The organism is Janibacter cremeus, assembly GCF_013409205.1.
GTDB classification, from domain to species: domain Bacteria; phylum Actinomycetota; class Actinomycetes; order Actinomycetales; family Dermatophilaceae; genus Janibacter; species Janibacter cremeus.
Genome location: NZ_JACCAE010000001.1, coordinates 2,688,462 through 2,709,629 on the forward strand (window position 1 = coordinate 2,688,462; position 21,168 = coordinate 2,709,629).

General features: G+C 71.1%; 16 protein-coding genes. 9 read left to right on the plus strand and 7 right to left on the minus strand.

Going from position 1 to position 21,168, the window contains the following annotated elements; all coding sequences use genetic code 11:
• The first annotated feature begins 30 nt into the window (after positions 1-30).
• Positions 31-570 (plus strand): hypothetical protein, encoded by a 540-nt coding sequence (locus BJY20_RS12725; protein WP_185991880.1) that lies wholly within the window; start codon positions 31-33, stop codon positions 568-570.
• A gap of 8 nt (positions 571-578) precedes the next feature.
• Here the strand turns inward: BJY20_RS12725 and BJY20_RS12730 are convergent, their stop codons facing one another.
• Positions 579-794 carry a helix-turn-helix domain-containing protein gene (locus tag BJY20_RS12730; protein WP_185991881.1) on the minus strand — a complete coding sequence of 72 codons (216 nt, stop codon included), beginning with the start codon at positions 792-794 and terminating at the stop codon, positions 579-581.
• Between the two features lie 130 nt (positions 795-924).
• Here BJY20_RS12730 and BJY20_RS12735 point away from each other — a divergent pair, with 130 nt between their 5' ends.
• From BJY20_RS12735 to BJY20_RS12750, 4 genes are read left to right on the plus strand one after another with little or no spacing between them, the layout of a single operon-like run.
• On the plus strand, positions 925-1,593 hold the full coding sequence (locus BJY20_RS12735) for a hypothetical protein (RefSeq protein ID WP_185991882.1): 669 nt from the start codon (positions 925-927) through the stop codon (positions 1,591-1,593).
• Complete coding sequence (locus BJY20_RS12740) at positions 1,590-2,945, plus strand: CpaE/TadZ family protein (RefSeq protein ID WP_343062891.1); 1,356 nt, start codon at positions 1,590-1,592, stop codon at positions 2,943-2,945. The genes BJY20_RS12735 and BJY20_RS12740 overlap by 4 nt, the downstream gene beginning before the upstream one ends.
• Positions 2,946-2,972: 27 nt before the next feature.
• The gene (locus BJY20_RS12745) at positions 2,973-4,403 is read left to right on the plus strand and encodes a wax ester/triacylglycerol synthase family O-acyltransferase (RefSeq protein ID WP_185991883.1); all 1,431 of its coding nucleotides are present in this window, start codon (positions 2,973-2,975) and stop codon (positions 4,401-4,403) included.
• Complete coding sequence (locus BJY20_RS12750; RefSeq protein WP_185991884.1) at positions 4,403-4,798, plus strand: DUF6912 family protein; 396 nt, start codon at positions 4,403-4,405, stop codon at positions 4,796-4,798. The genes BJY20_RS12745 and BJY20_RS12750 overlap by 1 nt, the downstream gene beginning before the upstream one ends.
• Here the strand turns inward: BJY20_RS12750 and BJY20_RS12755 are convergent.
• From BJY20_RS12755 to BJY20_RS12765, 3 genes are read right to left on the minus strand one after another with little or no spacing between them, the layout of a single operon-like run.
• Positions 4,779-5,267: a DUF2505 domain-containing protein gene (locus BJY20_RS12755; RefSeq protein ID WP_185991885.1), complete on the minus strand. Its 489-nt coding sequence runs from the start codon at positions 5,265-5,267 to the stop codon at positions 4,779-4,781. The genes BJY20_RS12750 and BJY20_RS12755 overlap by 20 nt on opposite strands.
• 35 nt (positions 5,268-5,302) lie before the next feature.
• Positions 5,303-5,824, minus strand: coding sequence for a hypothetical protein (locus BJY20_RS12760; protein WP_185991886.1), 522 nt, complete (start codon positions 5,822-5,824; stop codon positions 5,303-5,305).
• Positions 5,821-6,105, minus strand: a complete 285-nt coding sequence (locus BJY20_RS12765; RefSeq protein ID WP_185991887.1) for a hypothetical protein — start codon at positions 6,103-6,105, stop codon at positions 5,821-5,823. The genes BJY20_RS12760 and BJY20_RS12765 overlap by 4 nt, the downstream gene beginning before the upstream one ends.
• Positions 6,106-6,284: 179 nt before the next feature.
• On the opposite strand from BJY20_RS12765, the gene BJY20_RS12770 reads away from it, so the two are divergent.
• Positions 6,285-11,108, plus strand: a complete 4,824-nt coding sequence (locus tag BJY20_RS12770) for an NAD-glutamate dehydrogenase (protein ID WP_185991888.1) — start codon at positions 6,285-6,287, stop codon at positions 11,106-11,108.
• A 38-nt stretch (positions 11,109-11,146) separates the two neighbouring features.
• Positions 11,147-12,610, plus strand: a complete 1,464-nt coding sequence (locus BJY20_RS12775) for a histidine kinase N-terminal domain-containing protein (protein WP_185991889.1) — start codon at positions 11,147-11,149, stop codon at positions 12,608-12,610.
• 69 nt (positions 12,611-12,679) lie between these two features.
• Here the strand turns inward: BJY20_RS12775 and BJY20_RS12780 are convergent, their stop codons facing one another.
• Positions 12,680-12,928, minus strand: a complete 249-nt coding sequence (locus BJY20_RS12780; RefSeq protein WP_185991890.1) for a WhiB family transcriptional regulator — start codon at positions 12,926-12,928, stop codon at positions 12,680-12,682.
• Positions 12,929-13,125: 197 nt separating this feature from the next.
• Here BJY20_RS12780 and BJY20_RS12785 point away from each other — a divergent pair, with 197 nt between their 5' ends.
• Complete coding sequence (locus tag BJY20_RS12785; RefSeq protein WP_185991891.1) at positions 13,126-13,524, plus strand: hypothetical protein; 399 nt, start codon at positions 13,126-13,128, stop codon at positions 13,522-13,524.
• Positions 13,521-15,230: an amidase gene (locus tag BJY20_RS12790; RefSeq protein ID WP_185991892.1), complete on the plus strand. Its 1,710-nt coding sequence runs from the start codon at positions 13,521-13,523 to the stop codon at positions 15,228-15,230. The genes BJY20_RS12785 and BJY20_RS12790 overlap by 4 nt, the downstream gene beginning before the upstream one ends.
• Positions 15,231-15,346: 116 nt before the next feature.
• Here BJY20_RS12790 and BJY20_RS16150 read toward each other — a convergent pair whose 3' ends face one another.
• Both BJY20_RS16150 and BJY20_RS12800 read right to left on the minus strand, forming a co-directional pair.
• Complete coding sequence (locus BJY20_RS16150) at positions 15,347-16,603, minus strand: DDE-type integrase/transposase/recombinase (protein ID WP_185991893.1); 1,257 nt, start codon at positions 16,601-16,603, stop codon at positions 15,347-15,349.
• A gap of 212 nt (positions 16,604-16,815) precedes the next feature.
• Positions 16,816-21,015: an FtsK/SpoIIIE domain-containing protein gene (locus tag BJY20_RS12800; RefSeq protein WP_185991894.1), complete on the minus strand. Its 4,200-nt coding sequence runs from the start codon at positions 21,013-21,015 to the stop codon at positions 16,816-16,818.
• Between the last annotated feature and the right edge of the window lie 153 nt (positions 21,016-21,168).

Sequence of the window (21,168 nt, forward strand, 5' to 3'; positions counted from 1 at the left end):
AACAGGGTGACCGGCCGATACATTGGGGCGGTGCGTTGGGACCGACTCTTCGAGGACCTCGAGGCCCGGGTGGCTGCCCAGTCCCGGCTCGAGCTGGATGCCGAGGTGGCCGAGCGAACTCGCTTGGAGCGCGCCCGGATCACCGTGGGTGAACGCATCGCGGGTGCAGTGGGTGCCGGTGTCACGCTGCGGCTGCGGGGCGCCGCCGTCGTACGGGGGCGGGTCGAGGACTCGGGTGACGGCTGGGTGCTCCTCGTCGAGGACGGCGGACGTCAGCTGCTCGTACCCGTGGCAGCGGTGCTGGGCATCTCCGGGCTGGGGCGTGCCCGTGATGACACCCGTGCTCGGCGGTTCGGTCTCGGTTCGGCGGTGCGGGGCGTCAGCCGGGACCGCCGTGCAGTGGTCGTGCGTGACGTGGACGGGGGTGCCGTGCACGGCACGATCGATGCAGTCGGCGCCGATGCCTTCGACGTCGCCGAGCACCCGCTGGACTCACCGCGACGACCGGAGAACGTCCGTGGCGAACGGGTCATCCCCTTCGCCGCGGTGGCGATGATCGCCTCGACCTGACAGCGGCCCTAGCTGCGGCCGGTGTCCTTGCTCACGAACTCACGGGTCTGCGCGTACATCCGCTCGATGTAGGCGTCGAGCTCGTCGACCTCGACCCGCCACTGGCCGCGCCCTCCGACCTTGATCGCCGGGAGCTCCCCGCTGCGCACCAGGGCATAGGCCTGGGCGGCGGAGACGCCGAGCACCTCGGAGACCTCGGTCAGCGGAATGAACTTGCGGGCCATGCGCTCAGTCTGCCACCGGCGGTGACCTCGGCGTCCACACCGGCACGCTCCTGTGGACAGTCGACCGGCAGACCGGCCGCCGACCGTGCATGATGTTGCGGCAGGCTCGACCCCGACCCGAAGGACTCACGTGAGCGCCCTGCCCACCCGCACCGCCCGTCGCCTGGTCAAACCCTCGTGGAAGGACGCCCGGCTCATCGTCGGAGTCCTTCTCGTGCTGCTGGCCGTCGTCATCGGTTCCGCCGCCTTCAGCGCGGCGGACGACCGGGTCGGCATGTGGGCTGCCAAGCACACCCTCACTCCCGGTCATGCGGTGACCGAGGAGGACTTCGTGCGCGTGGACGTCCAGCTCGGGGACTCGGCCCCGGACTACCTCCGGGTCGACGACCGACTGCCCAACGGGGCGATCATGGACCGGCTGCTGGAGCCCGGCGAGCTCGTCCCCGAGGCAGCCGTGGTCGACCCGACGGACAGGCGGGTCCGAGAGGTCCCGGTACGGGTCGACCCGATCTACCTGAGCAACCTCGCGGTCGGCTCCCGGGTGACCGTCTACGTCCCGGAGGCGGCGAAGGGGGAGAGCGCGTCGGACGAGCCGGTCACCTACGCCCCGCTGGTCGAGCGGGCCACCGTCTCATCCCTGCCGGAGTCGTCGCGCGGTGTCCTGGGCGCCGGGGCCGGGTCGGCCGCGGTGATCGTCGTGCCGGAGGGGCGGGTGGCCGACATCCTCTCCTACGACCAGAAGGACACCCCGGTGAAGCTGGTGCTGGAGTCCAGCAGCGAGCGGAGGGACGACACGTGAGTGCGACGGTCCTGACGGCGCTCGGTCCCGACTGGGAGGGGCGCATGGTCGAGATCGTCGATCGGCTCCCTGGCGTGGTGGTGGGCAGACGCTGCGCCGACCTGGCCGACCTGCTGGCGGCCGCCTCCGCCGGTCGCGGCGACGTCGCCCTCGTCTCCGGCGAGCTGCGCGGACTGGACCGAGATGCCCTCAGCCACCTGACCGACCACGGGGTGCGGGTCGTGGGTGCGAGCCGGGAGGGGGCCGAGGACCAGGAGCGTCAACTGCGCCAACTGGGGATCCCGCAGCACATCCACCTCGGTACCCCCCGGGAGGAACTCGTGGAGGCGTTGACGTCCGCGGACGTCACCATGGCCGCGATCGCCGGACTCGCGCTCGACCTCGACGAGTCGGCCGCCGGGGAGGGCCCCCCTTCGCCCATCGACGAGGAGGCCGAGGACGAGCAGACCCCCCGCCCGCGCGACGACGCTCCCGGGACCGTCGTCGCCGTGTGGGGCCCGACGGGGGGCCCCGGACGCAGCACGCTTGCGGTCAACCTCGCCAGCGAGGTGGCCGCGAGCGGGACACCCGCCCTGCTCGTCGACCTGGACACCTACGGTGCCTCGGTGGCGCAGCTGCTCAGCGTGCTCGACGAGGCGCCGGGACTGGCTGCCGCGGCCCGGGCGTCGGAGCTGGGCACCCTGGACCTGCCGTCGCTGGCCCGGCTGGCCGTCGAGGTTGCCCCCGGCCTGCGCGTGCTCACCGGGATCCCCACCGCCAGCCGGTGGACCGAGGTGCGTCCCGCTGCCATCGAGCAGATCATCGAGCTCGCGAGGTCACTGGCCGCCGTCGTCGTCCTCGACTGTGGCTTCAACATCGAGGACGACGAGGAGCTGAGCTACGACACCCTCGCTCCGCGACGCAACGCGACGACCCTGACGGCACTCGCCGAGTCGGACGAGCTGCTGCTCGTCGGGGCTGCTGACCCGATCGGGCTGCAGCGGATGGTCCGGGCCGTCCAGGCCGTCGGGCAGGTGCGCTCACCGCGACCGCGGCCGGTAGTCAACCGCGTACGCGCCTCCTCGGTCGGTCCGGATCCTCGTCGCCGGGTCGCGGAGTCCCTGGAGCGCTTCGCCGGCCTCGACGACGTGATCTTCCTCCCCGATGACCCTGTTGCAGCGGACGCCGGGCTGTTGTCCGGGCAGACGCTGGTCGAGTGCGCGCCCGAGAGCGAGCTGCGGCTGGCGATCGGCCAGGTTGCCGCTCTCTTCACCGGGCGCAGCCCGATCCGACGCCCGGCACGGCGATGGTTGCGCCGACCTCGCGTTGCCCGCCTCCCACCGATGACGTCACACCCGCAGGGGGGTGCCTGATCGGTCGGTCCGTGTCACCATGACGGCGTGGTGAACAGACTCGGTGCCCTCGACGCGGCCTTCCTCTACGTGGAGGAGTCGACCCTGCCGATGCACGTCGGCTCCGTCATGATCTTCCAGCCCCCGGCCGAGGGGTTCGACTACGACCGCTTCGTCGCCGTGGTCGGGGACCGGATCGCCGGTCACGCCCGGTACCGCCAGCGCATCCGCCCGGTCCCCGCACGGCTGGACAACCCCGTGTGGGTCGACGACGTCCACTTCGACCTGACCTACCACGTGCGTCGCTCGGCGCTGCCCGCTCCGGGCTCGGGGATCGAGCTCGAGGACTTCGTCGCCCGGATCATGGCCCGACCCCTCGACCGGGACCGACCGCTGTGGGAGGCCTACTTCGTCGAAGGGATGGCGGACGGCACGTTCGCCATCATCACCAAGGTCCACCAGGCGATGGTCGACGGCATCCACGCGGTCGATCTCGCCCACCTGATCATCGACCCCGAAGCGGTACCGGTCGACCAGCGCGCCGGGGAGCCGAACCCGGAGCCATCCCACCTGCGGCTGGTCGCCGACGCGGTCCTCGGCTCGGTCATCAACCCCGCCCGCGTCATCCAGGGTGTGCGCGCCGGGCTGGGCGATGTGGGCGAGACCGGACGCCGGGCCGTGGAGACGACCGGTCGGGTCGTCTCCACCCTCGCCAGGGTCGGCGCCAAGCCCGCCCCGAGCTCCCCGCTCAATGCCCCGGTGGGTGCCGCCCGCCGCTATGTCATGGTCGAGACCGACCTCGACGACTACCGTCAGGTGCGCAGCCGCCTGACCCGAGGCCGCTACGTCGACGACGTGACGATCAACGACGTCATCCTCGCCACCGTCACCGGGGCCCTGCGCTGCTGGATGCAGACGCGTGGCCTGCCCGTCACCGGCGCCTCCAAGGTTCGCGCCATGGTGCCGGTGAGCATCGTGAACGGCACCGGAGACCAGCTCACCGATGCGGCCATGACCGCCTGCTTCATCGACCTGCCCATCGGGGAGAACACCCCCTCGATGCGGCTGCACCAGATCTCCTTCGCGATGCGTCAGCAGATCGAGTCGGCGTCGGCCGAAGGCGTCGACGCGGGGTCGCTCGCCTCGATCGGCGGTTTCGCCCCGCCGACCCTGCACAGTCTCGGAGCCCGTCTGGGCAGCGCCATGTCACGTCGCCTGTCCAACCTCGTCATCACCAACGTCCCCGGACCCCAGCAGGCGCTCTACGTCGAGGGGTCGCGGTTGTGCGAGACCTACCCCGTGATGCCGCTGGGCCGCGAGCAGGGACTGGCCATCGGCCTCACGTCCTACGACGGCAAGGTGTACTTCGGCCTCAACGGTGACCGGGAGACCCTGGCCGACCTCGGGCTTCTCGCCCAGTGCATCGAGGACGCCCTCGCCGAGCTGCGCACGACCCCCGGATCGGGCCGGTCGTACTGATGCGCGTCTACCTGCCGATGCTCGTCGGCGAGCTCACCGAGGTCCGCGACGCCGCTGACCTGCCCGCACGGCAGGCACACGGCGTGACCAGCGCGCTGCGGGCTGCTGACCCCGCAGCCGACGAGGAGGACCTGGAGTTCGAGGCGATGTGCCAGGCGCTGGACTCCGCCCGCGCACTGGGGCCCGGCGCTCGCGTCGTGGCCGCCGCGGACACGGGCCCGCGCGAGGATGCCGGCGATGGAGCTCTCCTGGCCGGGCAGGAGCGGCTGCGCCTGGACGAGGTCGTGTCATTCCACGTCGAGGAGGGCAGCGGTGATGTCGGAACCGGCTACGACGACCTGCTCTGGTACGACGTCACCGAGCTGGACGGGCTGGTCAGCGCAGTCTCTCCCTGAGCAGTCGCACCTCGTGGTCGAAGGTCTCCTCGATCGTCGGCTTCGCCGCGGACTCGATCTTCCTGCCCAGGATGGGCACCGAGCAGGTGAGGTCGGCGTCGACGACCAGGTGGCTCCCTTCGCCCGCTGGTGACAGGGTCACCGTCCCGCGCAGCTGGACCGGTGCCCCCGCGACCCGGATCCCGAGATCGGCGGTCCGTGAGCCGTCCGGGCCGGCCGGTCGCCACGTCTGCTCCTCCGTCACCGTCAGGGTGTCCCCGACGAGGGACGAGACGGCCGCGGGCATGCCGTGCGTGGGCAGCACCCGCTCGGTGCGCACGTCCGTGCGGCCACCGCCCAGGTCGGTGGCCGTCGCGCTCGACCGGCCGAGCCGAGTTGCGACCTTCGCCCGCTGGTGGTCCTCGCTGGCGATGACGGCGAAGACGTCCTCGACGCCGGCGTCGAAGTAGGTGGTGCGCGAGATCTTCATGGCGACACGCTAGCCCCGTCGGGGTGGCTCCGGTGTCATCGGCGCAGTTCGTCGGCGGCGCGGGCCAGCAGCTCCTGGGCGCGAGCGAGGTCCTTGGCCAGCCGGGCACGGTGGCGGCCCAGGGCGGTGACGCTTTGGTGGACCCGCTCCTGGAGGTGGAGACGCCGGTCGTCCTCGTCGCGGACCGCTGCGGCGTCCGCGACACCGGTGATGCCCCATCCCCTGGTCACGGCACCCTCGCGCACCTCCAGCCCCATCGTGGCCGCGGCGTCCTCGAGCTCGCGCAGGCGGGCGATCGCCGCGGACAGGTCGGCCGCGGCGCTCTGGAGTGAGCGTCCGACCTCGTCGAGGGCGCTCGCGACGGCAGTGGTCTGCTCGGCCGCGGTCGAGGTGCGCCCGCGCAGCTGGACCGAGCGCGGACCCCGCCAGCCGGGGGTCGCCCGGGCCACGGCGCTCGCGAGGGCCTCACCGTCAGCGGTCAGATGGACCGCAGTGCGTCGCAGGGAGGCGCCGAGGGCGCTCATCGAGGCGGGGTCGCCCAGCAGCGGGGTGGTCATCGCGGATCCTGCACCCGGGCGCTGGCCCGACTCGTGCGACGGGCCGGTGCCGCATCGGCGGACAGGGCCAGCGACAGCTCACGGCATGTCGCGGAGAGCTCGCGCAGGACGTCGACCGCGGCGTCGATCGTCGTCTCCAGGGCGGCCTGGGTGGCGTGGTCGCCGACCGTGACCAGGTGGTCGATCAGCGCCTCGCCCTCGGCGGCGCAGTGGTCGCCGGTCGCGGTGAGCGCGTCGACGAGCGCGGCTGCGTCCTCGGGGCGCGGGTGCGAAGGGGGCATGGTCCGGCCAGCGTAGCGACGCTGGCGAGGGTGGCGCCTCCGCGTGTCCACAGGCCCATCGAGCGGACCGACGGGCACGGCGGGTCGGCTGTGTGACGTGCATCATGGTGGTACTAGGCTCGACGTGGGGACAACGCCGTCCCCACCACCCGCGAGATGCAGAACGAGGACGCCCATCCATGGCTCAACTGCCTGCCACTTCTGCCCCTGACGCCGTGCTCGGAGACCCTGCAGCGCTCGTCGAGGCCGCCACCGCCGCCGGGGTCGACCCGGCCTTCGTGGAGCGATACCTCCGACACGGAGACATCACGGAGCTGCAGGGGAGAGGCCCCCGGGCTCTGGTCGACATGGCGCTCGCCCATCGGGATGCTGCCCTGCACCGCCACCCCGAGGAGACCGTCGTACGCGCCGCAGACGGTGTCCTGCACATCGTCACCGCTGACCGCCCCTTCCTCGTCGACTCCGTCCTCGGCGAGCTCGCCGGGCAGGGTATCGGCGTCTCCCTGCTGCTCCACCCGCAGTTCGCCGTCCGTCGTGACGAGCAGGGCGCGCTGGTCGAGGTCCTCGACGTGGACCCGAGGCAGGACCGTGCCGGGGCCGAGGCGGTCGAGGAGTCGTGGATCCGCATCGAGCTCGAGGACCAGTACGACCACGCGGTCGTCGAGGAGCGAGTCAGCGAAGTGATCGACGACGTCGTGATGGCCGTCGACGACTGGCAGCCGATGCAGGACGCGACCCTGGAGCTGGCAGCCGATCTCGAGGCAGGTCGGGGACCGGGCTCGAGCGCGTCGCAGCAGGCGGCCGCGGAGTTCCTCCGGTGGCTCGTCGACCACCACTTCACCTTCATCGGTGTCCGCGACCACGAGGTCGAGGCCGGCGCCGACGGCTCGGTCGCGGTCACCCCCATCCCGGGCAGCGGGTTGGGAATCCTGCGCGAGGACTCCACGGCCGAGTCGATCACCCCGCTCGGCAGCGGCACCCGCGAGCAGGATGCAGTCGGCACCTGCTTGTCGATCGGCAAGTCGCGGTCGGTCCTGCCGGTGCACCGGGTGACCCATCCCGACCTCATCGCCGTGCGGGTCCACGACGAGGACGGCATGCTCGTGGAGCGTCGGCTCGCCGGACTCTTCTCGTCCACCGCCTACACCAGCTCGGTGCTGACGATCCCGCTCATCGCCGACAAGGTGCAGGCGGTCCTCGACCGCTCCGGGTGGACCCGCAACAGCCACTCCGGTGGCTTCGCCCGACGGCTGTTCGAGACCTTCCCGCGTGACGAGCTCTTCCAGGCGCCCGTGGAGCACCTCCTGCGGGTGGTCACCCGCATCCAGCAGATGGTCCACCGCATGCGCACGGCCACCTTCCTGCGGCTGGACTCCGGCGGGCAGTTCGTCACGGCGATGATCTACCTGCCCCGTGACCGCTACACCACCGTGGTGCGCCATCGGGTCGAGGAGCAGCTCTGCGAGGCCACCGGCGCGGACGAGGTCACCTTCACCGCGCACGTCTCCGAGGAGCCGATGGCCCGGTTGTACTACATCCTGCGGGGGAGCAACGGGGTCCGGCTGCCCGAGGGACGGGCCCGCGATGACATCGACGAGGCCATCACCGGGGCCGTCCTGACGTGGGAGGAGCGACTCACGCGCAAGGCGGAGGAACTCGTCGGTCGGGACGTCGCCGAGCAGCTGATCTCCCCGTGGGCAGGTGGCTTCCCCGCCGACTACGAGGAGGACTTCGACTCCGTCCAGGCGGTGGCCGACCTGAAGAACCTTGCGCTCCTCGAGCAGGGGACCCCCTTCGCCTGCGCGCTGTACAACCCCCGCCCGAACCACGGCCACGCTGCGGACCCCGCGGTCCGCCGATTCAAGATCTTCAGCATCGAGGAGCTCATCCTCGACGACCTGATGCCGATCTTCCGGGACCTGGGCGTCCAGGTCACCGAGGAGGAGCCCTATGAGCTCACCCGCGGGGACGGCGTCACCGCGGGCATCTACGACTTCAGGTTGCGCGTCGACGACCCCGCGGTGTGGGAGGCGCACGACCACGAGAAGCTGCGCGATCTCGTCGAGTCCGCGGTGGCGGCCGTCCAGTCGGGCAGTGCCGACTCCGACGGATTCAACGCCCTGGTGATCCGTGCCGGCCTGACCTGGCGCCAGACGGCCCTGCTGCGAGCCGTCGCCCGCTACCTGCGCCAAGCGGGCAGCTCCTGGGGGCAGCGCACGCTCGAGTCCGCACTCGTCGAGCACCAGGCCGTGGCCCGGGACATCGTCGAGCTGTTCGAGACACGGTTCGACCCGGACCGCTTCGACGCGACTGCGGGGGAGGCACGCGAGGCGGCCGAGGCCGAGATCATCGCCCGGATCGACGCGGCACTGGAGGACGTCTCCTCGCTCGAGCACGACCGCATCATCCGCTCCTTCTGCGGCTTCGTCCGCGCCGTGCTGCGCACCAGCTACTTCGTCACCGACGAGGCGGGTGCGCCCCTGCCCCGGATGTCCTTCAAGATCGAGCCGGCCCGGATCCCGGACATGCCCAAGCCGCACCCGGCCTTCGAGATCTGGGTGCACAGCCCACAGGTGGAGGGCGTGCACCTGCGATTCGGCGCGGTGGCCCGAGGAGGGCTGCGCTGGAGCGACCGGCGTGACGACTTCCGCACGGAGGTGCTCGGCCTCGTCAAGGCGCAGATGGTCAAGAACGCGGTCATCGTGCCGACGGGGAGCAAGGGCGGGTTCTTCGCCAAGCAGCTGCCCGACCCGGCGCTCGACCGTGATGCCTGGATGGAGGCCGGCCGCTCGGCGTACCGGAGCTTCATCTCGGGGTTGCTCGACGTCACCGACAACCGCGTCCACGGCGAGATCGTCCCGCCGGGGCGGGTGGTCCGGCACGACGGCGACGACTCCTACCTCGTCGTGGCGGCCGACAAGGGGACCGCGTCCTTCTCCGACCTCGCCAACTCGATCGCCCGTGAGTACGGCTTCTGGCTCGACGACGCCTTCGCCTCCGGCGGGTCGGTCGGCTACGACCACAAGGGGATGGGGATCACGGCCCGCGGCGCGTGGGAGTCGGTCAAACGACACTTCCGCGAGCTCGGTCACGACACCCAGACGCAGGACTTCACCGTCGTCGGGGTCGGTGACATGGCCGGCGACGTCTTCGGCAACGGGATGCTGCTGTCGCAGCACATCCGGCTCGTCGCCGCCTTCAACCACATGCACGTGTTCATCGACCCCGAGCCCGACGCCGCATCGTCCTTCGCCGAGCGCGAGCGACTCTTCGCCCTCCCGCGCAGCACCTGGGACGACTACGACCGGTCCCTGATCAGCGAGGGTGGCGGCGTCTGGTCCCGCAACGCCAAGTCGGTGCCCGTGAGCGAGCAGGCCGCACGTGCGCTCGGGCTCGACGGTCCGGTGGACCTCACCCCCAACGAGCTGATCCACGCAGTGCTGCAGGCGCCGGTCGACCTGCTGTGGAACGGCGGGATCGGCACGTACATCAAGTCCGCGCAGGAGTCCGATGCGGCGGTCGGCGACCGGGCCAACGACGCGATCCGCATCACCGGCTCCATGGTCCGTGCCCGGGTCGTCGGCGAAGGGGGCAACCTGGGGGCCACCCAGCGCGGCCGCGTCGAGGCGGCCCACTCCGGGACGCGCATCAACACCGATGCCCTGGACAACTCCGCCGGTGTGGACACCTCGGACCGGGAGGTCAACATCAAGATCCTCCTCGGTGAAGCCATCCGGCGTGGCGCCCTCGACGAGGACGACCGCGTCGAGTTGCTCGCGTCGATGACCGACGAGGTCGCCGAGCAGGTGCTGCGCGACAACTACGAGCAGAACGTCCTCGTGGGCAATGCGCGTGCCCAGGACGGCACGATGATCACCGTGCACGAGCGCCTGATGGAGACGCTCACCGATCGTGGCGACCTCGACCGCGAGCTGGAGTTCCTGCCCGGCACCAGCGAGGTGAAGGACCTCCTCGCCGAGGGGAGGGGCCTGACCTCGCCGGAGCTGGCGGTGCTGCTTGCCTACTCCAAGATGGCCCTCAAGGAGGACCTGCTCGAGTCGGACCTGCCGGACGACCCGGCCACCGAGCGCCAGCTGCGCAACTACTTCCCCGGCCCACTGCGGGACGACAGGTTCGCCGAGGACCTGGCGGGGCACCCCCTTCGCCGGGAGATCGTGATCACCGCCGTGGCGAACGACCTCGTCAACCGTGGTGGGATCACGTTCGTCCAGCGGGCCGTCGAGGAGACGAGTGCGACGCCGGTCCAGATCGCCCGAGCCTTCCTCGTCAGCCGGGAGGTCTTCGGCCTCGACGACTTCGTCGCTCGCGTCGAGACCCTCGACAACGTCGTGCCCACCCAGGTGCAGACCCGTCTGTACCTGGAGTTCCGTCGGCTGATGGACCGCTCGGTGCGGTGGTTCCTCGCCTCCCGTCCGGGGCGGCTGCAACCGGCGGAGGAGATCGGGCGGTTCGCGGAGGTCTCCCGCCTCGCGCCGCTGGTCCCGATGTTCCTCGACGGGTCGCAGGCGGAGCGCTTGGCGCACAAGGCCGATGAACTCGCCGGCGACGGAGTGCCCGACGACCTTGCCCGCTCCGCGGCCTCGCTGCTGGACAGCTTCGCCCTTCTGGACATCATCGACATGGCGCACGACAGCGGGCGCACGCCGCGCGAGGTGGCGGAGGCCTACTTCCTGCTGTCGGAGTCCTTCGGCATCGACGAACTGCTCACGATGGTCACGCACCTGCCCCGCGAGCAGCAGTGGGACTCGCTGGCCCGTGCCGCGCTGCGGGACGACCTCTACGCGACCCTGCAGACGCTGACCCGATCGGTCCTCGACCGGGACGGCGCCGATGCGCAGGAGCGGTACACGGCCTGGCGCCACGACCACGACGAGGCCGTGGCGCGGGTCGAAACCCAGCTCGCCGGGATCCGGCAGCTGAGCGACCCCGGTGTGGCTGCGCTGTCGGTCGCGTTGCGCACGCTGCGCTCGGTGACCCGATGACCCGATGGCCGGTGTCTGCCCGTCGTTAGGATCGCGGCGTGCAGACACTTGCGGACTTCCTGCGGATCACCCCCGGCCTCGAGCGGGGAGACCCCGAGCGGTTGCACCTGCTCATCGAGGACTGGCAGGTGCTCGCCGACCTCGCCTTCAGTGACCTCGTCCTGTGGATCGCCCAGGAGGATGGTTGGGTCGCTGCCGCCCACACCCGGCCTATGACCGGACCGATGGTCTTCGTCGAGGACGCCGTCGGCCTGGGCGCGAGCGCCGTCTTCGGCGAGCTCGTCGCCGACGCCGCCGAGCAGGGGATGAGCGAGCACGTGCGTGCGCGTGGGCAGGATTTGATCCACGAGCGGGCCCGGCCCGTGCGCCGGGACGGGCGAACGATCGGCGTGTTGAGCATCCATGATCTGTTGGACAGCGGACGGCCGCACACCCGCCTCGAGGAGGGTTATGCGGCGATGGGGGACGATCTCTTCGCCATGGTGCCCGAAGGCAGCTGGCCCATGCAGTCGTCCACGCCCGGCGGCGCGCGGCAGGGGTCGCCTCGCGTGGGCGACGGGGTGATCCGGCTGGACGAGTCGGGGGTCGTCGAGTATGCCTCGCCCAATGCGGTCAGTGCCATCCGCCAACTGGGCCACCAGGGGCCACTCGAGTCGGAGGTTCTCGCCCGGGTGGTCAGTGGTGTCACCGGCCAGGTGGGGCAGGTCGACGAGAGCCTGGCCATGGTGGCGATGGGTCGGGCGGCGTGGCGCGCCGACGTCAGCACCGACGGAGCTGCACTCGCGATGCGCGCGATCCCCCTGATGGCGGGCAGACATCGCCATGGGGCGATCGTCCTGGTCCGGGACATCTCCGAGCTGCGCCGCCACGGCGAGGAACTGATGACCAAGGACCAGACCGTCCGCGAGATCCACCACCGGGTGAAGAACAACCTCCAGACGGTGGCGGCGCTGCTGCGCATGCAGTCCCGGCGGATGCCCCAGGAGTCGGCCCGCACGGCGCTGAAGGAGGCAGAACGACGCGTCGGCGTCATCGCGTTGATCTACGAGGCGCTGAGCACGGGGTTCTCGGACACGGTCGACTTCGACGATGTCGCGGTCCGGGGGCTGCGGGCGGTCGTCGAGGTGGCACGGACGACGGGTGCGATCGACTCCCGATTCACCGGGTCCTTCGGGACGATGCAGGCCGAGGACGCGACGGCCATCGGCCTCATCCTCTCCGAGTTGATCCAGAACGCCGTCGAGCACGGGATCCCGAACGGCGGGAGCGTCGAGGTGGATGCGCACCGCACCGACGAGGGGGAGACGGACATCCTGCGGGTCACCGTCGTCGACGACGGTGAGGGCCTGCCGCGGGGATTCCGACCGAGCCGGGCCGGTCTGGGCACGCGGATCGTCACGTCGATGGTCCAGGACCTCGGTGGCCAGATCCGGTGGGACGATGCCGAGCCGAGGGGGACGCGCGTGCGCTTCAGCGCCCGCCTGCAGGGCGTCAACCGCTGACCTGCGCCCGCACGACGAAACCGCCCCCGAGCAGGTGCTCGGAGACGGCGGTCAGCGTGCGTTGGGGACTCAGCCGGCGCGGCGGGCGCGGGCCTTGCGGCGCTTGAGCGCGCGGCGCTCGTCCTCGGAGAGTCCGCCCCAGACGCCGGCGTCCTGACCGGTCTCGATGGCCCACTGGAGACACTCGTCGATGACCTCGCAGCGACGGCACACCTTCTTGGCCTCCTCGATCTGGGCGATCGCGGGGCCGGTGTTGCCGATGGGGAAGAAGAGTTCTGGATCCTCGTCCAGACAGGCTGCGCGGTCGCGCCAATCCATGGGGGATGTGCTCCTTGGTTTCGGGGGAGGTCGTCAATGGCCTGGGTCTGCGGTGCCTGAGGGACAACGATCCGGACAACCGGAAAAATTTCCTTGTGTCAGGCACACGAAGGTCAAACCTACCGCGATGACCACCCTGTGTGTCGAGACTTACTCGGGTGTCACTTGACGTGTGCCGCGTCACCTACCCTTCTGGCGTGAGCATTCCGCAGCTTCCCATTGACCACTTGGTACCTCCGCGCGCGGCCGGCGCCGTCTGCCTCGTCGAGTCGGCCCTGCTCTTCGTGACCGCAGGGTCGTACGCGCTGGAGCTGCTCGGGGACCGGGCCTTCGATGCCAACACGGCGTCCATGTCGCTCGTGGTCTCGTTGATCTTCGCCATCCTGCTGCTCGCCGTCGGCATGTCGTGGTTGCGCGGGCGATTGTGGCCCCGGACCCCGACCATCGTGTGGAACCTGCTCCTCCTGCCGGCGTCGTGGACGCTGGGCACGTCGACGGGGCTGTGGTTCGGCCTGGGGTTGGCGCTCCTGGCGATCGTCGGTATTGCCGCCGCCGTGCTCTCGCCGGCGCACGACATCGAGGACCGGGCCCTGTGACGGGCGGCGTCGACGTCGTCGAGGCGGACATCGCCTCGCTGCGTGCCGCGCTGGTCTCGGGTGGGACGACGAGCGAGGACCTGGTGAGGGCCTACCTCGACCGGATCGCCGCGTACGACACCGAGGGCATCCGGCTCAACGCCGTGGTCGTACCCAACCCGCAGGCGCTGCGGGATGCCCGGGCCGCCGACCGCCGCCGCGCCGAGGGGGCGCCGCTCGGTCCGCTCGACGGGATCCCGTACACGGCCAAGGACTCCTACCTCGCCCGGGGGTTGACCTGCGCCAGCGGCTCCCCGGCCTTCGCCGAGTTGGTGGCCCAGCACGATGCATTCACCATCGCGCGACTGCGCGCGGGTGGCGCGGTACTCATCGGCCTGACGAACATGCCGCCGATGGCCAACGGAGGAATGCAGCGGGGCGTGTACGGCCGGGCCGAGAGCCCCTACAACGCCGACTTCCTCACCGCGGCCTTCGCCTCCGGCTCGTCCAACGGGTCGGGGACGGCCACGGCGGCGAGCTTCGCGGCCTTCGGCCTCGGTGAGGAGACGTGGTCCTCCGGTCGGGCGCCGGCGAGCAACAACGCACTGTGCGCCTACACGCCCTCGCGAGGCGTGATCTCGGTGCGTGGCAACTGGCCGCTCGTGCCGTCGATGGACGTCGTCGTCCCGCAGACCCGCACGATGGCCGACCTGCTCGAGGTGCTCGACGTCGTCGTCGCCGACGACCTCGACACCACGGGGGACCTGTGGCGCACCCAGCCGTGGATCGAGGTGCCCGCGTCCTCGAGCGTGCGTCCGCCCTCCTACCCGGCCCTGCGCGCTGGTGACCCGAGCCCCCTTCGCGGGCTGCGCCTCGGGGTGCCGCGGATGTACCTCGGGACCGACCAGGAGGCCGGGACAGGCACCGGTTTCGGTGGGCCGACGGGGGAGGCGATCGTGCCCCGACCCGGCATCCTGGCGCTCTTCGAGGCGGCGCGCGTGGACCTCGACGCGGCCGGCGCGCAGGTCGTCGAGACGGACTTCCCGGTGGTGTCGAACTACGAGGGCGACCGCGCCGGTGCCCCGACGGTCGCGACCCGTGGCCTGCTGCCGCCGGGGTATCTGGAGGAGGAGATCTGGCAGCAGTCGATGTGGGGCTGGGAGACCTTCCTGCGCGCCAACGGCGACCCGCACCTGAACCGGCTCGTCGATGTCGACGGGCCGGCGATCTTCCCGCAGCCGGAGGGTGCGCTGCCCGATCGCTACGGGGATCTCGACTTCGACCTCGCCGACTACGTCACCCGGGCACGTCAGGAGGGGGTCGTCGGGGACGTCACCTCGCTCCCACTGCTGGAAGGGGGTCTGCGCGGCCTCGAGGAGACCCGCCGGGTGGACCTCGAGGAGTGGATGGACGCGCTCGGCCTGGACGCGGTGATCTTTCCCGCGGTCGCCGATGTCGCCCCCGCGGACATGGACGTCAGCGAGTCCTCGGCGGACCTGGGGTGGCGCAACGGCGTCTGGGTGGCCAACGGCAATCTCGTCCCGCGCCACCTGGGCATCCCCACGGTCACGGTCCCGATGGGCACGATGGCCGACATCGGCATGCCGGTCGGGCTGACCTTCGCCGGGCGCGGCTGGGACGACAACGCGTTGCTGACCATGGCGGCGGCCTTCGAGGCGACGGGGGAGCGGCGCACCTCGCCGCCGCGCACGCCTCCGGTGGCCTGATCCTCGCGGGTTGCCGGGACAAGAGTGGGATCTGCCCCGTAGTGCCTCACGTCAAGATGCCCGCGAAATGAGATCCGTGCCTCAGGTAGGAAGTGCCCGCGAAAGTGGGTGGCGTGTCAGCTGGCTCGCACGCGGATGCCTTTGTGGACGTTGGGCAGGGCTGAGGGGAAGCTGGCCAGGTAGAGCTGTTCGGTCTTGTCCTTGGCCAGCAGGACCAGTCGCTCTTGCAGGTCGCCGATCCGGCGGGCGAACTCGGCGGGGTTGAGCGTGTCGCGGTAGGCGGTCAGCTCGGCCTGCTGGGCGGGCGAGAGGACGTCGGCGGTCAGGAGCCGGTCCAGCGGGGTCTGGGGCGGGTCGTACAGGCGGGTGCGGCGCCCGTTGCGGTCGCTGCCGTACCCGATCGGCTTCTTCGTCGGGGTCAGATAGTTCAGCCGGTCGTTGACCAGCGGCCACAGCCGGGCCAGGACGGCGCGTTCCTCGGGGGTGTCGTAGCGGTAGTAGAAGGCGTACTTGCGCACCAGGTGGTTGTTCTTCGACTCGACGGTGGCCTGGTCGTTCTTCTTGTACGGCCGGGACCGGGTGAAGTAGATCTTGCGGTCGGCGGCCCAGTCGATGACGGGATGGTTGAGGAACTCGCCACCGTTGTCGAAGTCGAGTCCCGTTACCGCGCAAGGGATTTCATTCACGGCGGCCTGCAGCGCGGTCAGGATGTGGGTGTGCGCGTTGTTGCGGATGGTGCGGGTGAAGACCCAGCCGGTGTGCACATCGGTCAGGTTGACCGTGCGCGCGAACTCACCCTTGAGGGTGGGTCCGCAGTGCGCGACGGTGTCGCCCTCGAAGAACCCCGGCTCGTCCTCGACCTCGTCCCCGGCCCGGCGGATGGCGATGCTCGAACGAAGCAGCGGCGAGGGCTTGGTCGTGGCGACCCCACCGATGGCGTCCTTGGCCTTGGCCGGGGCGAGGTACCGGTCGATCGACGCGGCGCTCATCGACAGCAGTTCGGTGCGTACCGCGCGACTGTAGCGATCGACGCCGTCGACGAGCTCGCCGTGGCGCTCCAGCGCGTCCAGGTGCACGCGCATCGAGACCACCAGGTACTTCCCGCACTGCCCGCCAGAGGCGGCCCACACCCGCTGCAGCACCTTGCGCGCGTCGTAGGAGAACTTCGGCGCCCGCGGTTTGCGCATCGCCGCCGCGACCACCCGGCCCGGCCCCGGCGGCGCCGTGGCGGCTGCGACAAGCCGGCGGCGGGCGTTGTCCCGGGACCAGCCGGTCACCGAGACCACCTCATCGAGCATTCGGCCCCGATCCTTCTTGCTCGCCTTCGCGTACGCCTTGGCGTACTTGTTCGTCACCTCGGCACGAGAGGCCATCGACAACTCACTTCCCATGCCCCAGCAGCATCCACCGATTTCGCGGGCATTTCCTTCGTGAGGCACCGAGGGCGGTTCGCGGGCATCCTTCGTGAGTCTCGTCGTGCCCTTGGCGCACCGCCCGGAATCGTAGATAATCGACTGCGCCTTGTCCTATAGGTCCGGGCAGCGGCCTGAGCCGGGCCGATCCCACCCTTGCCCCTTCGTGCCGGTCACCCTTCTCCTGCCGGCACAGTCCCACTTGCCACCTGGATCTCCTCGGCTCGGCCCTGGGTGATCAGGTAGCCGCGGCCGGGGAGGCGCGGGAGTGGCGGAACGCGCAGGCCGAGGGCGTCCCCGTCGCTGCGGCTCGTCGGCTGCAGGAGAACCCCGGCACGGGTGCGCGCGATCTCCGCGACGAGCCCGCGCACCCGGGTTGCGGCCGTCTGTGTGGCGGTGGACGCCACGACCAGCCCGCGGTCGCCGTCGGCCCGACGCAGGATCTCCTTGACCACATCGGCGACGGGTTCGTCCTCGACGCGTTCGGCATCGTCGATGACGACCGCAAGGTCCGGATGCGCGCGGCGCAGGGCGATGAGGCCATCGCGGTCCTGGGGGTCACAGACGGTGGCGTCGGCCAGGTCCGGGTGATGGGTCAGGTCGCTCCCGCCGAGGAGCGCCACTGGGTGACCTGCGGCCATGGCTTGCCGGGCGATCGTGACCAGCGTCGTCGTGCGGCCGCTGCCCGGGGGGCCGCAGACGAGCATCCTCCGGGCACCGGGGACGCGCCAGACCACCGGCTCGACCCCCGAACCACCGAGGCCGAGCGGCATCCGTTCGGTGGTCGGCTCCGGGAGACGAGCGGCGGCGACCTCCTCGGGCAGCGGTTCGACGCGCCACGCGCGGGAGCGCTCGTGACCGGAGACCGCGTGCCCCGCACCCGCCGATGACTCGCCGGATGGCTGCGCCACCTGCACGAGGTGCCCACCGGGTTGCGTCCGACCACGCCCTGGGATCCGACGCCCGGAGCTCTCCGACGACTTCAGCCCGGCGAGTGAAGCGTCGCCCCGGTCCGGGAGGTGCAGCACGAGCCGGGTGGTGATGAGGGAGGAGATCCGCCCGGAGAGCAGCTCTCGACCACCCGTGACCACGCCGCACACGCCGGCCGCCACGCCGTCCCGCAGGAGCGTCTCCAGCAGCTCGGCGGTCTCGCCGAGGTCGGCCCCGCCGAGGGGCTGGGTGACGCGCCCCCACCCGTCGACCGCCAGCAGGAGGTGCGGGTCAGGCGCATCGCCTACAGGATCGGCCTCGTACGCCGCCCACCATGCATCGAGAGTCGAGTGCCCGCTGGCGCGCAGCCGGGCTCGACGCCGGGCCACGTCGCTCTCCAGGCGGGCGAGGAAGCGACGGGTCAGCGGCCGGTCCTCGCCGTCGACCACGCTGCCCACGTGCGGCAGACGGGTGAGATCGGTCAGCACGGAAGAGCCGTCACCGATGACCTGGACCTGCAGGCGGTCAGGTGACCACCGGCGGCCGGCGGCAGTGACGATCGCGGCAATGCTTGTGGTCCGGCCGGTGCCCGGGCCGCCGACGACCATCCAGTGGCCGCTGGACGGGGTCCACGTCAAGGGCACCTGCTCCTGGCGCTCCGGACGGTCGACGAGCGCGAAGGGGGCACCGAGGTCGTGCTCGCCGGGAGTAGGCAGCTCTTCGGCGGTGATGACGCAGGCCAGGGGCGGCAGCCACGGGCGGTGCGGCTGCGCGGTCTGCAGGTCCGCTGCGACCCTGGTCAGCGTGGCCGCGATTCGCTGCAGGTCGGTGGGGCCGAGGTCCGCGCACTGCGGCGCTGTCGGCCACGGTGACCCGGGGTCGCGCACGAGGACCCCGTCGGAACCCGGGGCCTCGTGGCCGGCCACCCGGCCGGTCTGGAAGCTGCGGGCGGGCGATCCTCCGGTTCGGGCCAGGGCTCGTCCGGGCGCGGTCTCGGGCAGGTCGACCGCATCCGGGACACCCAGGACGTCCTCGCTGTCGACCCGGTCGCGCACACGCAGGGCGATGCGCAGGTTGACGTTGGCCTTGATGTCCGCGGAGACGATGCCTCCCGGACGCTGGGTGGCCAGCACGAGGTGCACGCCGAGGGAACGGCCGACGGCAGCGATCTTCATCAGATGGGCCAGGGCCTCCGGTTGCTCCTCGGCCAGCATCCGGAACTCGTCGATGACGATCATCAGGCGCGGCAGCGGGGCCCCCCTGTGGTCGTCGATGTCCTTGGCCCCGGAAGTGGCCAGGATGTGCTCGCGCCGCGTCAGCTCGGCATCGAGGCTGGTCAGTGCGCGCTCGGCCTGTGCCGGCTCGAGGTCGGTGAGGACGCCGACGGTGTGCGGCAGACGGGCGCATTCGGCGAAGGCGGCGCCACCCTTGTAGTCGACGAGCACGAAGGTGATCTCGTCCGGCGACGAGCGGGCCGCCAGGGATGCCACCCAGCTCTGCAGGAACTCCGACTTGCCCGACCCCGTGGTGCCAGCGATGAGCGCGTGGGGGCCGTCGCGGCGCAGGTCGATGCGGAACTCGCCGTCCGTGGCGAGTCCGACGACGACATCGAGGTCGGTGGGCCCGGTTGGTCTGCCCGACCAGGCGGCCCGGATCGCATCCGGATCGTCAGGATCGAGGTCCAGCAGGTCGACCAGTCGGGTTGCCTCCGGCAGGCCGGCGCCCGAGTCATCGGGGGTGGCATCCCGCAGGGGGGCCAGCCCGGAGGCCACCCGGTGGGCCCATGCCGGGCCCACACCGTCGATGACACCACGGGCGGACTGCCTACCGGCGACGTGCAGGGCGACCCGGTCGCCGTCCAGCTGCACGATGGCACCGCACTCGTGCGGGAGACCCTCGGCGGTGTCGGAGAGGACAACGACCAGGACACGGTTGGGGCGGCCCTGCACGAGGGCGGTGCGCAGGTTCGGGTCGCCGCGCCACCTGTCGACGTCGTCGATGACGAGGACGAGCGCGGTGGGTCGGGTATCCTCCGCTCGCGCGCCGGAGGGTTGGCGATCACGCTCCCGGATGGCGGCGGCGTGACCGGCGAAGAGGGCAAGGGCGTCGTCCTCGTCGGCCGTGGCCCTGCCTGACCCGGGAGCATCGTCGTGTTCGCGCAGGTGCACCAGTGAACGGAAGGGGGACCACCACCCTTCGTGAGTGGCCACCACCGAGATCTGCACGTCGTGGTGGGAGTGCAGGACCGTCAGCTGCCCGAGGAGGTGACGGGCCAGCCGGTCACGTTCGTCACGCCCACCGGCGATCCCCAGGACGCCGGCCTCCTCGAGGTCGACGACGAGGGGGACATGATCGAGCACGGGGTGGTCGCGGTCGCCGTGCCCACGCTCGACCTCGAGTCGGGCCGGGAGAGGGGCCATCCCGAGACGCAGGTCGAGGTGCTGCGGGTGCCCGGAACGGCGCTCCCACAACCGGGACGAGTCGCCGCGGGCCGCATCGAGCAGCGCCGTTGCGTCCGGGGCCGACCTGAGGCGCTCGCGTCGTTCGAGGGCAAGGGCACTCGTGAGCTGTTCTCCGGTCCGTGTCCTCTTGTTCACCCACTCCGCTCGGGCTTCCCTGTGGTCACGGCGTGCGGATGAGCGGTCGGAAAGGGTCGATCCGATGGCGAGGACGGGCGTGAGGAGTCCGAACAGGAGCATCCGGGGGCCGAAGAAGAAGGCGAGCAGGGCCGCGAAGGGAAGCGGCAGGAGGACCATCACCCAGGGAATGCGTCGCCGGGCCGGGGCGCTCGGTTCCTGCGGGATGGTGATCCGTGGCGTCACGTGCGTGGAGGCCAAGTGCGGGGTCGGGTTGACCATGATCGTCCCGGAGCCGCTGGGTCGGCGGCGGCAGGGGCGTGACCGGTGGGCCTCGAGCATGAAGGTCGTGTTCCCGGCGTGCACGCAACTGCCGACCCGGGCACGCAACCCCTGGGAGGGCAGGCGCTCACCGTCGGCGAGCGTGATGTTGGTCGCATCCAACTCGTGCACGAGGACGCCGTCCCGATCCACCGACACGGCCAGGTGCTCGCGAGAAAGGGTGTCGTCGTCCAGTCGGAGGGAGGCCATCTCCCCGCGACCGACCACGTGGCGGCCCGGTGTCAGCGAGAGCGTCCGTCCTGAGTCGGGCCCCGAAGTCGTCGTCAGGCGAAGGGGCGCAGGGACCGTGGACCTCGTCACCGAGCCATGGTCGTGACCGAGGACGAGGATGCTCCCGTCGAGTAGTGGTGGCAGCCCGACCGGCGCCTCCGGTGGGACCTCCTTGTCGTCGACGTGCATTGACGTGTCCGAGCCGAACCCCAGCGCCTCGAGCAGGTCCACGGCCGTGTCGTGGGCCGTGGCGCGGACCTCCACGAGTCGCTGTGCGCCGCGTCGGACATCGATCACGGTCATCTGCAGGAGCATGTGCGCACGGTAGACACGCAGCGCCCGACCAGGCGTTCAGTTGTCCACAGGAGGGGCCGCGAACGGGCCGGTCGGAGCATCCTGTGGATTCTCGAGATGCGAACTCCTGGGAAATCGCTAATGTCTCCCGGGCGAGGGGAGCGCTTCGCCACG